This is a genomic window from Kitasatospora sp. NPDC094015 (genome assembly GCF_040304075.1).
Lineage (GTDB): Bacteria > Actinomycetota > Actinomycetes > Streptomycetales > Streptomycetaceae > Kitasatospora.
In genome coordinates, this window is the sequence record NZ_JBEOUL010000040.1 from 1 (window position 1) to 13,299 (window position 13,299).

Consider the following 13,299-nt stretch of genomic DNA (forward strand, 5'->3'; position numbering starts at 1 on the left):
GGCCCCCCGCGGCGTGGGCCGCCTGGCTTTGCACTCCCCCGGCGCCGCGCGCCGCTCGGCGGGCGGCGGCGCCCCCCCCCCCCCCCCCGCCCCCCCGGGGGGGGGCCCCCCCCCCCGGCCGTTCGAGGTTCAGCCCTGCTGGGCCCGCTGGCGGCGGCGGAAGTCCCGCAGCACCACCGAACCGCCCGCCAGGCCCGCGACCACGAGCGCGCCGGACGCCAGCACGAAGGTGCCGGTCCGCCGGTCCCGGTCGGCCTGGGTCTCCGCCAGTCCCAGCGGCTGCGCCACGATCGGCGCCGAGTCCAGCTTGACCGCGGCGTCCTCGTGCGGCACCGGGTCCTGCTGGGCGCCGCCCTGGACGGCCTTGACCGGGTCGACCACGCCCCAGCCGATGAACTTGTTCCAGCCCCGCTCGTTGCGCTGGGCGCTCTGCTCGATCCGGGCCCGGACCTGCGCGGCCGTCCAGTCCGGGTACATGCCCTTGAGGATCGCGGCGACGCCCGCCACGTACGGCGTCGAGAAGCTGGTGCCGTTGTCCACGCAGTGGCCGCCGGCCGGCACGGTGGAGAGCATGTCCACCCCGGGCGCGACCACGTCCAGGAACTTGCCGTACTGGGAGAACTGGGCCCGCTCGTTGTTGCGGTCCGAGGCGCCCACCGCGAGCACGGTGTCGAAGGCCGCCGGGAAGGTGTCGCCCTCGTGCCCGTCGTTGCCCGAGGAGGCCACCACCACGATCTTCTGAGCCTCGGCCCGCTGGAGCGCCGCCTTCAGGTCGTCCTTGAAGGCGAAGGTGCCCTCCTCGCCGGTGGCGCGGACGTCCTGCGAGATGTTGATGACCTTGACGCCCTTGGCGACCGCGATGTCGATCGCCGCGATCAGCGAGCTGACGTCGCCGTTGCCGTCGCTGTCGTTCTGCCGGACGCTCAGGATCGTGGCGTCCTTCGCCAGGCCGACGAAGCCGGTGCCGTTCATCGGCCGGGCGGCGATGATGCCGGCCACCTTCGTGCCGTGGCCGACCTTGTCGGAGAAGCCGTTGCCGCCGTCCGAGGCCCCGGTCTGGCGGTCCTTGAGCAACGAACCGCCGTCGACCACCTTGTCCTTGAGCTGGAGGTTGGCGTTGTCCACCCCGGTGTCGATCACCGCGACGGAGACCCCGTTACCGGTGCCGGCGTTCCACAGTTCGTCCAGCAGCACCCGCTGCAGGGCCCACGGGGTGCTCGCCACCACCTGCGACGGGAAGGTGCAGTCACCGGCCGCGGCTATGGAGATCGGCGCGCCCCCGCCGGCCGCCGGGGTGTCCGACGGTGCCGCGCAGGCGGGCCCGGCGGCGAGCGCGCCGACCACTCCCAGCACCACGCACACCGAGGCCGCCCTGCGGTACGTACCCAACGACACCTGTCCACCCCTCTGTTCCACACGATGCCGTGCGCGCCGGTGCGACGCGCGAAGGGCGGGCGCCCTGCCGGACGCCCGCCCTACCGTCGAGCCTGTGCTGTCCCCCGGCCCCGGCCCGGGGACCGCGCGTCAGCTCCAGACCGAGGCGTTCTTCTGCTCGGTGGCCTGGTAGCTCTGCGCCGCGTTGTCCAGCGCCGTGGCGATCTGGCCGAGCACCTGCTGGAGGTCGGCGGCCTTGGCGTCCCACTGCGCCTGGCGGGCCTGGTAGCCCTCCTGGGCCGAGCCCTCCCAGCTGGACGCGATGCGCTGCACGCCGGACTTCAGGTCGTCGAGCTGCGACTGGATGCGCGCGGCGGTCTGCCGGACCTCGGAGCTCGCGTTCTGGATGGTCGAGAAATTGACGAGAATGCCGTTGTTCCCGGACATGGTCTCTCCTTGTCGATGCGACCGTCAGAGCCCGGCGCGGGCTCCGCGGTCATGGCTTGGGATGCGGTACGCCCGGGAGGGCTCAGCCACCGATGCCGGACAGCGAGGACTGCTGGTCCTGCTCGGTCGCGGCGTAGAGCTTCGTGGTGGCCTCGATCGCCTGCTTGATCTCGTCGAGCACCTTGTTCAGCGCGTTCGCGTCCTCGTTGAACCGCGACTGCATCTGCTGGTAGGCGGCGGCGGCCGCACCCTGCCAGCCGGAAGCGATCTGGTCGACGAGCGAGTTCAGCTTCCCGATCTCACCCTGCACCTGCGCGTTCACCTCGCCGATGCGGTTGGCGAACGCGTTCATCTCCTCAGCGGTCGTCCTGAACTGACCAGCCATGATCCACCGTCCCCCATGAGAACAGACTTCATCCGGATAGTCCTGGCACGGTCTACCCGTCGGACACCACGGCGTGATGTCCCAGAGAACTTTAGCTCTCCGGCGCAATACCCCCAACACCGGGAGGCGGGTAGTTACCAGACCATGACACAACGCCCACGCGTGGAGTGACGCTTCGTCACGCGTTCTGCGGCTGGGTGGCCGCGAAGGTGTTCAGCACACCGCCGCCCGGCACCAGCTTCGACCAGGCGACCGGCACCAGGATCGGCGCCACGTCCTTGTAACCGAGCCGCGCCTGCGCCTCGTTGCCCTCGGTCTTGTCCCCGGGCGGGGCCGCGGCCGCAGAGGCGGACGGGTTGGCGGCGGTGCCGGTGGGGCCGTCGTTGTTGTTCGGCAGGGAGTAGCGCAGGCCGGTCTCGGTGATCAGGAAGTCGCTGCCCGAGCTGTCCTGGCCGACGTTGTCGACGGCGCGGTAGAGCAGCCCGTGGCCCGGCGTCACGTGCGCGCTGAGCGAGCCGGCGGCGACCGTGGCCGGGTACGAGGTGCCGGCCCAGACCGAGCGCTTGACGGTGTTCTTCTCGATGCCCTCGAAGGTGCTGCAGATCACCGAGCGGGAGCCGCTGCCGGTCCCGGAGTTGGCCGCCTTCTCGATCTTGGTGGTGGGCATGTCCGGCGTCGCCGCCATCCGGGTCGCGTCCATCAGCGGGGTCAGCTCCGCGTGGTCGGCCGGGGTGAGCTGGAACGGCTTCGGCGCCTTCTGGTCGTACGCCGTCGCCAGGCCCGGCCAGTTGAGCAGCAGCTCGGCCTGGAACGGCGTCACCGTGTACAGCTGGTCGACACCGACCACGAAGTACCGGTCCTGGAACTGCAGCACCCGCCCGACCCGGCGCTCGGCCTTGTCGGAGACCGGCACCGAGGACGGGGTGGTCTTGCCGGTCACGTAGCCCGGGATCACCGGGAAGGTCACGGCCTTGCCGTTCTCCAGCGTGGCCAGCCACTCCGCGGTGACCTGCTGCGGCTTGGAGTTGCCGCCGAACAGCGCCGCCTCCATCGCCGTCTGGTCGCTGTCGGTGGCCCCCGCCCGGCCGACCGCGTGACGCACGCCCTTGGCGTCCACCAGGTACTTGCTGCCGGGCTGGCCGGGCTCCTGGACGAACAGCGCCTCGCCGTCGGCGAGCATCTCGCCCGGCTTGGCCAGCTCCTCGGACTCCTGGCCGGCGGCGACGAACACCGACTGGCCGATCGCCACCTGGGCGTCGTCGGCGTTGCCCGGGCGGTCGCAGACCGACCACTTCTTGGCCTTGCCCGCGTCGTCCGCCTTCGGCAGCCGGTCCGGCGCGTAGGGGATGCCGATGGTCGCGCCGCGGTTCTTGTACTTGTCCAGCACGCTGTCGGCGACCGGCATCACGGTCGCGCCGGCGGGCAGCACCAGCCGGGCCGAGGACATGTTGAGCACCTGGTGCAGCACCATGTCGCCGTTCTTGGGGTCCTTCAGCACCACGTACCGGGTGGTGGACTCCTTGGCCTGGATGATGTATTTGCCGCTGTCCCAGTTCACCGGCGCCGCGGGCTTGATCACACCCCACATGCCGAAGCCGGCCACCGCCACCGCGGCCACCACGAAGCTCGGCAGCACCGCCCGCACCGGCCGGGGCGCGTCCTCGTCGTTCCCGCCGCCGCTGGGCTGCAGGAAGGCACCCACCATCCGCTTGCGTGCGAAGGTGTAGGCGTTCAGCTCGTCCCGGCGTGATGCCATGCTTGTCGTCTCCCCTGTATGACCGACATCTGTGCGTTCGTCAGCACTCGTCCGCAGTGCGCGAGTCTGCCACCCGGCGGGCGAGTGCCCCGGCCAACCCTCTACGATGCGGCAGCAGACGGTGAGTACGGTACGGGTACGGTTCGCCGACCGGCCAACCGGGCCGTGATATCTGATCAGAGAGGGCCACTCGGGGGATGCCAAGCCAGTCCGCTCCTGCGCGACGCAGCACATCGCACGGCCGAACGTCGGGCGACCGTGACCACGGCCGGAGGAGCCGGCCGGCTCCCGCGCCGACCGGCGCGGTCACGCCGAAGGTCCACCCGCGACCGGGGCTGCTGACCAGCCGCCTGCGGCTGCAGCAGCTCGTGCTGCTCGAGGTCGCCGCCGCCCTGGTCGCGGTCGGCTGGACGATCAGCCCGATGATGGCGGGCGCCTTCGCGGTGCCCGCCGTCCTGCTGGTGGTCGTGGCCCTGCTGCCGCTGGCCGGCCGGCCCGCCGGCGAGGGCATCCGGGTGCGGCTCGCCCTGAAGTCCCGCCGCCGCGAGGCGCAGTACAACGTGCCGCCGCCCGGCACCGACCCGGCCCTGGCGCCCGCGCTCGAACTGGAGCCGGCGCTGCGGACCTACACCCACGCGACCGAGACCGACCTCGGCGACGGCCGCCCGATGCGCCGCGAGACCGGCATGGTCGGGGACGGCACGTTCCTGACCTCGGTGCTGCTGGTGCAGGCCAAGGACCAGCCGCTGCGCCCGCACCGGACGGCGCTGCCGCTGCCGCTGGACGTGGTCTGCTCGGCCCTCCAGGTGGACGACATCAACCTGGAGTCGGTGCAGCTGGTGCAGCACACCCAGCCGGCGCCGGCCCCGCACCTGCCGGAGCAGTCGCTCGCCTCCCGCGCCTACCACCAGCTGCCGGACGGTCTGACCACCCCGGGCCTGCGGCTCACCTGGGTCGCCCTGAAGCTCGACCCGGAGCAGGCGGCCGACGCGGTGCTGGCCCGCGGCGGCGGCGAGGAGGGCGCCCGCAAGGCGCTCCAGCGGGTCACCGACCAGCTGGCCGGCCGGCTCAACAGCGCCGGGTTCACCGCCACCGTGCTGGACGAGCGCGAGCTGATCGCGGCGCTCGCCATCTCGATCTGCGCCAACCCGATGGCGGTGGCGGGCCGGCAGGGCACCGGCGGCGGCGGCCTCGGCGCCCGCCGGACCCAGGAGAGCGGCAAGTTCTGGCGGATCGACGACCGCTGGCACAGCACGTACTGGATCTCCAAGTGGCCGCAGCTCAGCCGCCCCGGTGGCGCGCCCGGCCGGATCTCCGCCCCCGACCTGGTCAACCTGGTCACCGGCTCGCCCGCGCTGGCCAGCACCTTCAGCCTGACCGCGGGTCGCGGGCTGGGCGGCTCGGTGGCGATCAGCGGCCACGTCCGGGTGACCGGGCGCAGCGAGAGCGAGGTCGCCCAGATCGGTCGTCTGGTGGAGTCGCGGGCGCAGAGCGCCGGCGTCGGCCTGACCCGCCTCGACCTGGAGCAGGCGCCCGGCCTGCTCGCCACGCTGCCCCTGGGAGGGACTTCCTGATGGCTTATCAGAACTACCCCACCCAGGCCCCGCCGCAGCCCGGCGCCGACCAGCCGCCGGCGCCCCGGATCCGTCCCGGCTTCGGCCTGCGCGGTCCCAGCCGGGAGAAGCACGTCCTGACCACCGAGGACCTGGGGGCGCTGGCGTTCCCGGTCGGCGACGACGGGGTGCTGATCGGCGTCGACCCCCAGCAGCAGCCCGCCGTGATCGGGCTGTTCCGGCCCTCCTCGTACGAGGTGGTGCTGGTCGGCGGCATGTGGACGGCGCAGATCGTCGCGCTGCGGGCGGCCGCCACCGGCGCCCGGGTCGCGGTGGAGACCGGTCGTCCGCAGGCCTGGGCGCCGATGGCGCAGGCGGCGGGCGGCGGGCAGCCGTGCGTGACGGTGCACCAGGTCGGCCGGCTCGGCGCGCAGGGCGCCTCGGTGGCCTCGCCGGTGCTGGTGGTCCGCGACCTCGGCGCCCGCCCGGCGCGCAGCCGGCTGTCCGCCACGCCGTGGCAGACCACCCTGACGCTGCTGCCGTACCTGGGTCCGAACGCCTCCCGGGTGCTGAACGCGGCGGACCTGGTCGGGCTGCAGCGGATCTCCCCGCAGGAGGCCGACCTGGTCGGCCGGCTGCTGTCGCTGGGCACCGCGGAGGTCGAGGCGCTGCCGACGCTCGGCGACAACATCACGCTGTGGGCGACCAGGATGCGCCGGCAGTACGTGATGACCAACCCGGGTGAGGCCGAGGCCCAGGTGCTCGGCGCCCCGCGCCGGATGGACTGACCCGGCGCCCCGCACGACGGCCCGACCCGTGCCGGCCCGCCCCCTCAGGCGGGCCGGCACGGGTGCTTGGCCAGCCGGACGGGCACCGGTGCGGTCCGTCCGCGGAGCCCGTTCCCGGCCCGTCCGGCACGAGGTGAGATGGATACCGCCTTCTGATGACCACGGATCACGTCCTAGTCTTGTTGCCGACGGTACCGCGCACAGCGGCGGCGAAAACGAGGGAGCCAAAGTGAGCAGCGATCGGGACGGCGTCTACGTCGGCGACAACGCGGCGGAGGACGACGACGACTGGTCCGACGCCCCTGACTACACGCCACCGTCCTGGTACACCCAGAGTTCGGACGGTGCGCCCGCGGCCCCCGCTCCCGCCCCGGCTCCGGTGCCCGCGCCGGCCCCGGCCCCGCAGGCCGCCGCCCCGCCGCAGGCCGCGGCGCCGCCGGTCGCGGTGCCGCAGCAGCAGGCCGCGCCGGCCCCCGTCACGCCGGCCCCGGTCACCGCCGAACCCGTCGCCCAGGCCCCGGTCGCTCCCGCTCCGACCGCTCCCGCTCCGGCCCCCGTCGCCCCGACGCCCCTCGCGCCGGAGGCAGTCGCGGCCCCCGCGCCCGTCCCCGCTCCGGCGCCCGCGGTGGCGGAGCAGCCCCCGGCCGCCACCGCGACCGCCGCGGTGCCGCCGCAGGCCGCGCCCGAAGAGCCGGCGCCCGCTCCGGTGCCGGCGCCCGCCCCGCAGCAGCAGCAGCAGCCTCCGCAGGCCTGGCCGACCCCCGACCAGGCCGCGCAGGCCGCGCAGGCCGGTCCGCCGCAGGCGTACCAGCAGCCGCCGGTGCAGGTGCCGCCGGTCCAGCAGGGCCAGCCCTACCCGCAGCAGGTCCCGCCCCAGCACGTCCCGCAGCAGGGGCAGCCCCAGCAGGGCCAGCCGTGGGCGCCGCAGCAGCAGGCGCCCCAGCAGCAGCCGGCGCCCCCGGTCGCGGACCCGCGTCAGGGCGGCTGGCCGCAGCCCGCGCAGTACCAGCAGCAGCCGCCGCCGGCATACCCGCAGCAGCAGGGCATGCCGCAGGCCCCGGCCGCGTTCCAGGGCGGCGGCCAGCAGCCGACCGCGCACGGCGCGGCGCTCGGCTACACCGCCGCGGTCGAGCTCTCCTCGGACCGGCTGCTGCGCGGCCAGCCGAAGGCGCAGCGGCAGCAGCCGCGGTTCCAGTTCGGCGGCAAGGCGGCCCAGGCCGACCGGGCGCGCAAGCTGGAGCTGATCCGCACCCCGGTGATGACCTGCTACCGGATCGCGGTGATCAGCCTCAAGGGCGGCGTCGGCAAGACCACCACCACCACCTCGCTCGGGGCCACCCTGGCCAGCGAGCGGCAGGACAAGGTGGTGGCGATCGACGCCAACCCGGACGCCGGCACGCTCGGCCGCCGGATCAAGCGCCAGACCGGCGCGACCATCCGCGACCTGGTGACGGCCATCCCGCACCTGCGCAGCTACATGGACGTCCGGCAGTTCACCTCGCAGGACCTCAACTCCGGCCTGGAGATCGTCGCCAACGACGTGGACCCGGCGGTCTCCACCACCTTCGACGACTCGGACTACCGCCAGGTCATCGAGGTGCTCGGCCAGCACTACCCGATCATCCTGACCGACTCCGGCACCGGCCTGCTGTACAGCGCGATGCGCGGGGTGCTCGACCTCGCCGACCAGCTGATCGTGGTCGCCACCCCAAGCGTGGACGGTGCCAGCAGCGCCTCCACCACGCTGGACTGGCTGTCCGCGCACGGCTACGCGGACCTGGTGCAGCGCAGCATCACGGTGGTCTCCGGGGTCCGCGAGACCAGCAAGATGATCAAGATCGAGGACATCGTCGCGCACTTCCAGACCCGCTGCCGCGGCGTCGTGGTGGTGCCCTTCGACGAGAGCCTGGCGGCCGGCGCCGAGGTCAACCTGCAGATGATGCGGCCGAAGGTCCGGGACGCCTACTTCGAGCTGGCCACCCTGGTCGGCGAGGACATCGCGCGGGCCCAGCAGGGCAGCGGCTGGCAGGCCCAGGGCTACCCCCAGCAGGGCTACCCGCAGCAGCAGCCCCCGCCCGGGTACCCGCAGCAGCAGGGCTACCCCCAGCAGGGCGGCTACCCCGGCGCCCCGGCCCCCGGCGCGCCGTGGGCGCCGCAGCCCGGCCAGGCCCCGCCGCCGGGCTACCCGCAGCAGCAGGGCCACCCGCAGCAGGGGTCCCAGCAGCCGCCGCAGGAGTGGCTCCAGCAGGGCCGCCCCGGCCAGCCCGGCTACGGGTACCCGCCGCCGCAGGACCAGGGCCAACAGCCGCCCCCGCCCGGGTACGGCTACCCGCAGCAGCAGTAGCGGCAGCCACGAAGGCCTCGGCCCGCCGGACGATCCGTCCGGCGGGCCGAGGCCTTCGTGCGTCCTGAGCCGGGGTCAGGGCGCCTCGGTCAGCTCGCGGGCACGCTTCACGTCGTCGGCCATCCGCTCCAGCAGCGCGTCGATCGAGTCGAACTTCTCCATCCCGCGCAGGTAGGTGAGGAACTCCACCGCGACGTGCAGGCCGTAGAGGTCCAGCCCGACCCGGTCGATGGCGTACGCCTCGACGGTGCGCGCGGTGCCGTCGAAGGTCGGGTTGGTGCCGACCGAGATCGCCGCCGGCATCCGGCCGCCCTGGCCGCCGTCCGGCAGCAGGGGTCCGTCGGTCACCAGCCAGCCCGCGTACACGCCGTCCCCGGGGACGGCGCTGTGCGGGACGGTGTCGACGTTGGCGGTCGGGTAGCCGAGCTCGCGGCCGCGCTGCGCCCCGCGCACCACGACGCCCTCCACCCGGTGCGGCCGGCCGAGCACCTCGGCGGCGCCGACCAGGTCACCGGCGGCCACCAGGCGGCGGGTCAGGGTGGACGAGAACGGCTCACCGCCCCCGGCCGCGCCGCGCACCTGGAGGTCCACCACCTCGACCTCGAAGTCGTCCGCCCGGCCGAGCTCGGCGAGCAGCTCCACGTTGCCGGCGGCCCGGTGACCGAAGCGGAAGTTCGGCCCCTCCACCACCAGCCGGGCGTGCAGCGCGTCCACCAGCACCTGCTGGACGAAGAATTCCGGCGACTCCTTCGAGAACTCCAGGGTGAACGGCAGCACCAGCACCGCGTCCACCCCGAGCTCCTCGATCAGCTCCGCGCGGCGGGGCTGCGGTGCCAGCAGCGGCGGGTGACTGCCCGGCCGGACCACCTCGCTGGGGTGCGGGTCGAAGGTCACCACCACCGACCGGACGCCCAGCTCGCGGGCGCGCTCCACCACCCGGCTGATGATCAGCTGATGCCCGCGGTGCACACCGTCGAACGATCCGATGGTGACGACGCTGCGCCCCCAGTCCCCGGGGATCTCCTCCAGGCCACGCCAGCGCTGCACCCTGACCGCTCCTTGTTCCTCTGCCGTGGTCGCCGTGCCTTGCACGCCCGGCGCACTCGAACACCCAAACCTGATCCCCTATAGCGTGCCATGCGCCCGTCCCGGCTTCGGCACCGGAACGGCCGCTGAGCGCGGCGCCGGGAGCGGGCCGCCGCGCTCCGCCTGGGCCGCGGCGTACTGCGGGTCGCGCCCGGCCGCCGCCAGCGCCCGCATCCGGGCCAGCAGCGGGCCGCCGGGCGGCGGTGGCTCCGCCGCCGGCCACTCGGCCAGCAGCAGCGCGAAGGCGGCCGAGCGACCCGCGCAGCGCACCAGCAGCGCGTCCGCCCCGGACCAGCGGCCACCGATCCGCCGGACCAGCTCCCGCAGCCGCCCCGGCCGGTACTCGCCGGCCCGCTCCACCAGGGCCTCCAGCACCGCGGTGAGCACCTGCTGGTCCCGCTCGGCGGCCAGCAGGGCGTCCAGCAGGCGCCCGCGCTCCTGGTCCGCGGGCACCGCGAGCAGCAGGGCCAGGGCCCGCCGGGCGGCGGGCGGGGCGGTGATCACCTCGGCCACCAGCGGCCGGACGTCCCGGCCGCGCGCCAGCAGCCCGTCCAGGTAGTCGGCCAGCAGCCCGGCCCGGCCCGGCCGGTCCCGGAGCAGCTCGGCGACCAGCAGCATGCCCTGGCGGGCCACCGCGGGCTCGGCCGCCTCGGCCAGCACCCGCAGCGCGGGCCCCGTCGCCGCCCCCGGCCTGCCCAGCCGCTCCCGAAAGGCCGTCAGCACCGCCTCGGGACGCTCCGCCAGCGCCCCCGCCAGCACCGGCGCCGTGACGAACGGGTCGTCGGCCCGGTACGCCGCCAGCGCCCCGGCCAGCACCTCGGCCCGGGTCACCTCGTCCTGGACCAGCAGGGCCAGCGCGGCCCCGTGCAGCGCCGGCTCCTCCTCCCGGGCCAGCAGCACCCGGGCGGTGTGCCGCAGCAGCCGCTGCCCCGAGCCGCTCGCGTGCGGCGCGGTGCGCAGCGCGTGCACCGCGGCGGCGACGTGCCGCTCCGGGCGCGGGTCGTGGCTCCAGCGGTCGACCGCCCGGCAGAGCGCGGACGGCTCCTCGGCGGCGAGCCGGCCGAGCAGCACGTCGGCCCTGGGGTGCGCGGCCGCCACCAGAGCCTCCGTCAGGTCGTCCAGCGCGAGGCGGCGGTGGGCGAGGAGCAGCTCGGCGGCGAGGTCGGCGGCCGGCCCGGAGCCCTCGAACCAGGCGCAGAGCAGCGGGATCACCGTGCGCGGGGACGCCATCAGCAGCTCGGCGGCGACGGTGGCGAAGGGCTGCCCGGGGCCGTCCGCCCGGACCAGGCGGCCGATCAGCGCCAGCCGCTCGGGCGGGGCGAGGGCCAGCGCCGACCAGAAGGCGGGCCCGAACCGCGGGTCCCGGGGGGCCCGTTCGGCGAGCAGGTCGAGCAGGGCCAGGTGGACCGCGGGTTCGGGGCTGGCCGGGAGCACCTCGGCGAGCAGGCGCCCGGCCCACCAGTCGCGCTCGCTGCCGGGCTCGGCGGCCTCCAGGGCCTGTCTCAGGCGGTGCAGCCAGGCGTCCAGGGCCGGCGCCCCGTCGGTGGCGGCCAGCCGGCCGAGCGCCGCCGCCACCGGACCGATCCGGTGCCGGGGGACGCCGTGCGACGCCGGGCCGGGGCTGCCGTCGGCCGGGCCGTCCGCGTCGGGCGGCTGGTGCGGGTCGGCGGGCTCGTGCCGGTCGGCGGGCTCGTGCCGGTCTGCAGGCTGGTCCCGATCGGCGGGCTGGTGCGCGTCCGCCGGCTCGTGCGGAGCTCCGTCGGCGAGCAGCAGCCGCAGCGCGCCGTCCAGGTCCAGGTGCAGGCTCTGCAGCCAGTCGGACACCTCCTCGTGCGGCATCCGGAAACCCGGGCCGGCCGGCACGAACAGCCCCTCGGACAGGACGGCCGCGCTCCAGCCGCCCGCCGTCGGGAACAGCCGGTCGAACTCCTCGGCGGCCAGCCCGCCGTGGCCGGTGCCGAGCATCGTCCGGGCCGCCTCGTGCACCCGGCCGGCCACCACCGCGGCCAGCCGCCGGACCCGTCCGGTGTCCTCCCCGGCCGGTGGTGGGGCGCCCCGGCGGTGCGCCCCGGAGCGCCGCGCCCGGGCCCCGGCGGCGAGCCGGCGGGCCACCCGCAGGCACTGCAGGTCCAGGTGGGCGGCGAACAGGTCGTCCCGCCCCGGCACCGGGCCCGCCACCCCGGCCGCGGCCAGCTCCCCCGCCAGCCGGACCGCCAGCGGGTGGACCGCCTCGGCCGGGCCCAGCCGGTCGGCCGGCACGCCGTAGCGGCGGGCGGCGCGGGCCGCGGCGTCGGCGGGCAGCGGGCCGAGCCAGTGCACCCGGGCCCCGGAGCGGCCGGCGGCCAGCCGCTCCCAGCCGTCCGGGCCGGCGGCGGTCAGCAGCCGGGCGCCGGTGTCGGCGAGCCATTCGGCGCCGGCCGCCAGCCAGCCGGGCGGCGGGGTGTCCGGCGCCTCCTCCGGCGCGTCCAGCACCACCAGCAGCGGACGCCCGGCCCGCGCGGCGATCCGGGCCGCCTCGTCGGGATCCGGCGCGGGCACCCCGAGCAACCCGGCGGCCCGGGCCAGCGCGCGGGCGACCGGAGCGGCCGGCGACCCGTCCGCCCGGTCCAGGTCGGCGCCGCGCAGCCAGAGCGTGGGCAGCGGCCGGGGGCCGCCGGTCCGCCGCACCACGAGGGCGGCCAGTTCGGTGGTCCGCCCGCTGCCCGGGGCGCCGAGCAGGACGGTGACGGGCAGCTGGGGCTCCTCCCCGCAGATCCCGTCGCAGCGGTCGACCCGGTCCGCCGCGAGCGCCGCGATCCGCCCGGGCCCGGCGGTCGCCGTGCCGAGCTGGACGGACCCGAGCTGGAGCAGCCCGGCCAGGTTGAGCGCCCGCCCGAAGGCCGGCACCTGCGCCGCGTTGCGCTCCAGCAGCTCGGCGAGCAGCCCGGCCGGCGGCCCCGCGGGGTGGCCGGCCGGGCCCAGCGGGGCGGCCACCAGGACACCGGGGCGGCTGGTCCGCAGGCCGGGCGCGACCACGCCGAGCACGGCGCCGGTCTCGGCGTCCAGCACCGGCGCGCCGGCGAGCGGGGGCGGGGCACCGGGGCGGTCCGGCTGGAGCAGCAGGGCCCCGGGCACGGTCAGGAAGTGCTCCTCCCAGGGGTAGCCGGCGGCGGCCCGGCCGAGCACCCCGCCCGGCAGCGGCGGGCTCCCGCCGTCCCGGACCACCAGCACCGGCCACTCCCCCGCGCGGGCCGCGATCGGCAGTGCCGGGCCGGGCAGGCCGCCCACCGACTCCGTCCGCAGCAGCGCCAGGGCGTGGTCGGGCAGCGGATCGATGCTGTCCGCGCCGAGCACCCGGCTCTGGCCGCCGGGGGTGTGCAGCACCACCCGGTCGAGGCCGGCCACGGTCTCGTGGGCGGTGACCACGGTGCCCTGGCGGTCCGCGAGGAACCCGAGCCCGCGCAGCCGTCCGTCCGGATCCCGGACCAGCAGCAGTGCCTGCGCCGGATCCGCCGCCGCACCGGAACACCTTCCGGCCATCCCCGTTTCCGCCTCCCGCACCGGCCGGTCGGGCGCCGCACCGGGCC

At 75.8% G+C, this 13,299-nt stretch carries 9 protein-coding genes; 3 read left to right on the forward strand and 6 right to left on the reverse strand.

Going from position 1 to position 13,299, the window contains the following annotated elements:
- Positions 1–129: 129 nt before the first annotated feature.
- From mycP to eccB, 4 genes are all read right to left on the reverse strand, one after another.
- The gene (gene mycP, locus ABT014_RS30750; RefSeq protein WP_350642552.1) at positions 130–1,395 is read right to left on the reverse strand and encodes a type VII secretion-associated serine protease mycosin; all 1,266 of its coding nucleotides are present in this window, start codon (positions 1,393–1,395) and stop codon (positions 130–132) included.
- A gap of 129 nt (positions 1,396–1,524) precedes the next feature.
- Positions 1,525–1,821, reverse strand: coding sequence for a WXG100 family type VII secretion target (locus ABT014_RS30755; protein WP_350642554.1), 297 nt, complete (start codon positions 1,819–1,821; stop codon positions 1,525–1,527).
- 82 nt (positions 1,822–1,903) lie between these two features.
- Positions 1,904–2,206 carry a WXG100 family type VII secretion target gene (locus ABT014_RS30760; RefSeq protein WP_350642556.1) on the reverse strand — a complete coding sequence of 101 codons (303 nt, stop codon included), beginning with the start codon at positions 2,204–2,206 and terminating at the stop codon, positions 1,904–1,906.
- A 178-nt stretch (positions 2,207–2,384) separates the two neighbouring features.
- The gene (gene eccB, locus ABT014_RS30765; RefSeq protein WP_350642558.1) at positions 2,385–3,962 is read right to left on the reverse strand and encodes a type VII secretion protein EccB; all 1,578 of its coding nucleotides are present in this window, start codon (positions 3,960–3,962) and stop codon (positions 2,385–2,387) included.
- Positions 3,963–4,330: 368 nt separating this feature from the next.
- Here eccB and eccE point away from each other — a divergent pair, with 368 nt between their 5' ends.
- The 3 genes from eccE (at position 4,331) to ABT014_RS30780 (ending at position 8,647) form a co-directional block, all read left to right on the forward strand.
- On the forward strand, positions 4,331–5,536 hold the full coding sequence (eccE, locus tag ABT014_RS30770; RefSeq protein ID WP_502895131.1) for a type VII secretion protein EccE: 1,206 nt from the start codon (positions 4,331–4,333) through the stop codon (positions 5,534–5,536).
- Positions 5,536–6,303, forward strand: coding sequence for a hypothetical protein (locus ABT014_RS30775; protein WP_350642562.1), 768 nt, complete (start codon positions 5,536–5,538; stop codon positions 6,301–6,303). The genes eccE and ABT014_RS30775 overlap by 1 nt, the downstream gene beginning before the upstream one ends.
- A gap of 229 nt (positions 6,304–6,532) precedes the next feature.
- Entirely contained in the window at positions 6,533–8,647 is a 2,115-nt protein-coding gene (locus ABT014_RS30780) for a nucleotide-binding protein (RefSeq protein ID WP_350642563.1), read from the forward strand.
- A 75-nt stretch (positions 8,648–8,722) separates the two neighbouring features.
- Here ABT014_RS30780 and ABT014_RS30785 read toward each other — a convergent pair whose 3' ends face one another.
- Positions 8,723–9,694, reverse strand: coding sequence for a bifunctional riboflavin kinase/FAD synthetase (locus ABT014_RS30785; RefSeq protein WP_350642565.1), 972 nt, complete (start codon positions 9,692–9,694; stop codon positions 8,723–8,725).
- A 78-nt stretch (positions 9,695–9,772) separates the two neighbouring features.
- Positions 9,773–13,252: a serine protease gene (locus ABT014_RS30790; RefSeq protein WP_350642566.1), complete on the reverse strand. Its 3,480-nt coding sequence runs from the start codon at positions 13,250–13,252 to the stop codon at positions 9,773–9,775.
- Between the last annotated feature and the right edge of the window lie 47 nt (positions 13,253–13,299).

Excerpts from the sequence above, each read along its gene's own strand:
- eccB (WP_350642558.1), bottom strand. The coding sequence starts at position 3,962 with ATGGCATCACGCCGGGACGAGCTGAACGCCTACACCTTCGCACGCAAG.
- ABT014_RS30760 (WP_350642556.1), bottom strand. The coding sequence starts at position 2,206 with ATGGCTGGTCAGTTCAGGACGACCGCTGAGGAGATGAACGCGTTCGCC.
- ABT014_RS30790 (WP_350642566.1), bottom strand. The coding sequence starts at position 13,252 with ATGGCCGGAAGGTGTTCCGGTGCGGCGGCGGATCCGGCGCAGGCACTG.
- ABT014_RS30775 (WP_350642562.1), top strand. The coding sequence starts at position 5,536 with ATGGCTTATCAGAACTACCCCACCCAGGCCCCGCCGCAGCCCGGCGCC.
- ABT014_RS30755 (WP_350642554.1), bottom strand. The coding sequence starts at position 1,821 with ATGTCCGGGAACAACGGCATTCTCGTCAATTTCTCGACCATCCAGAAC.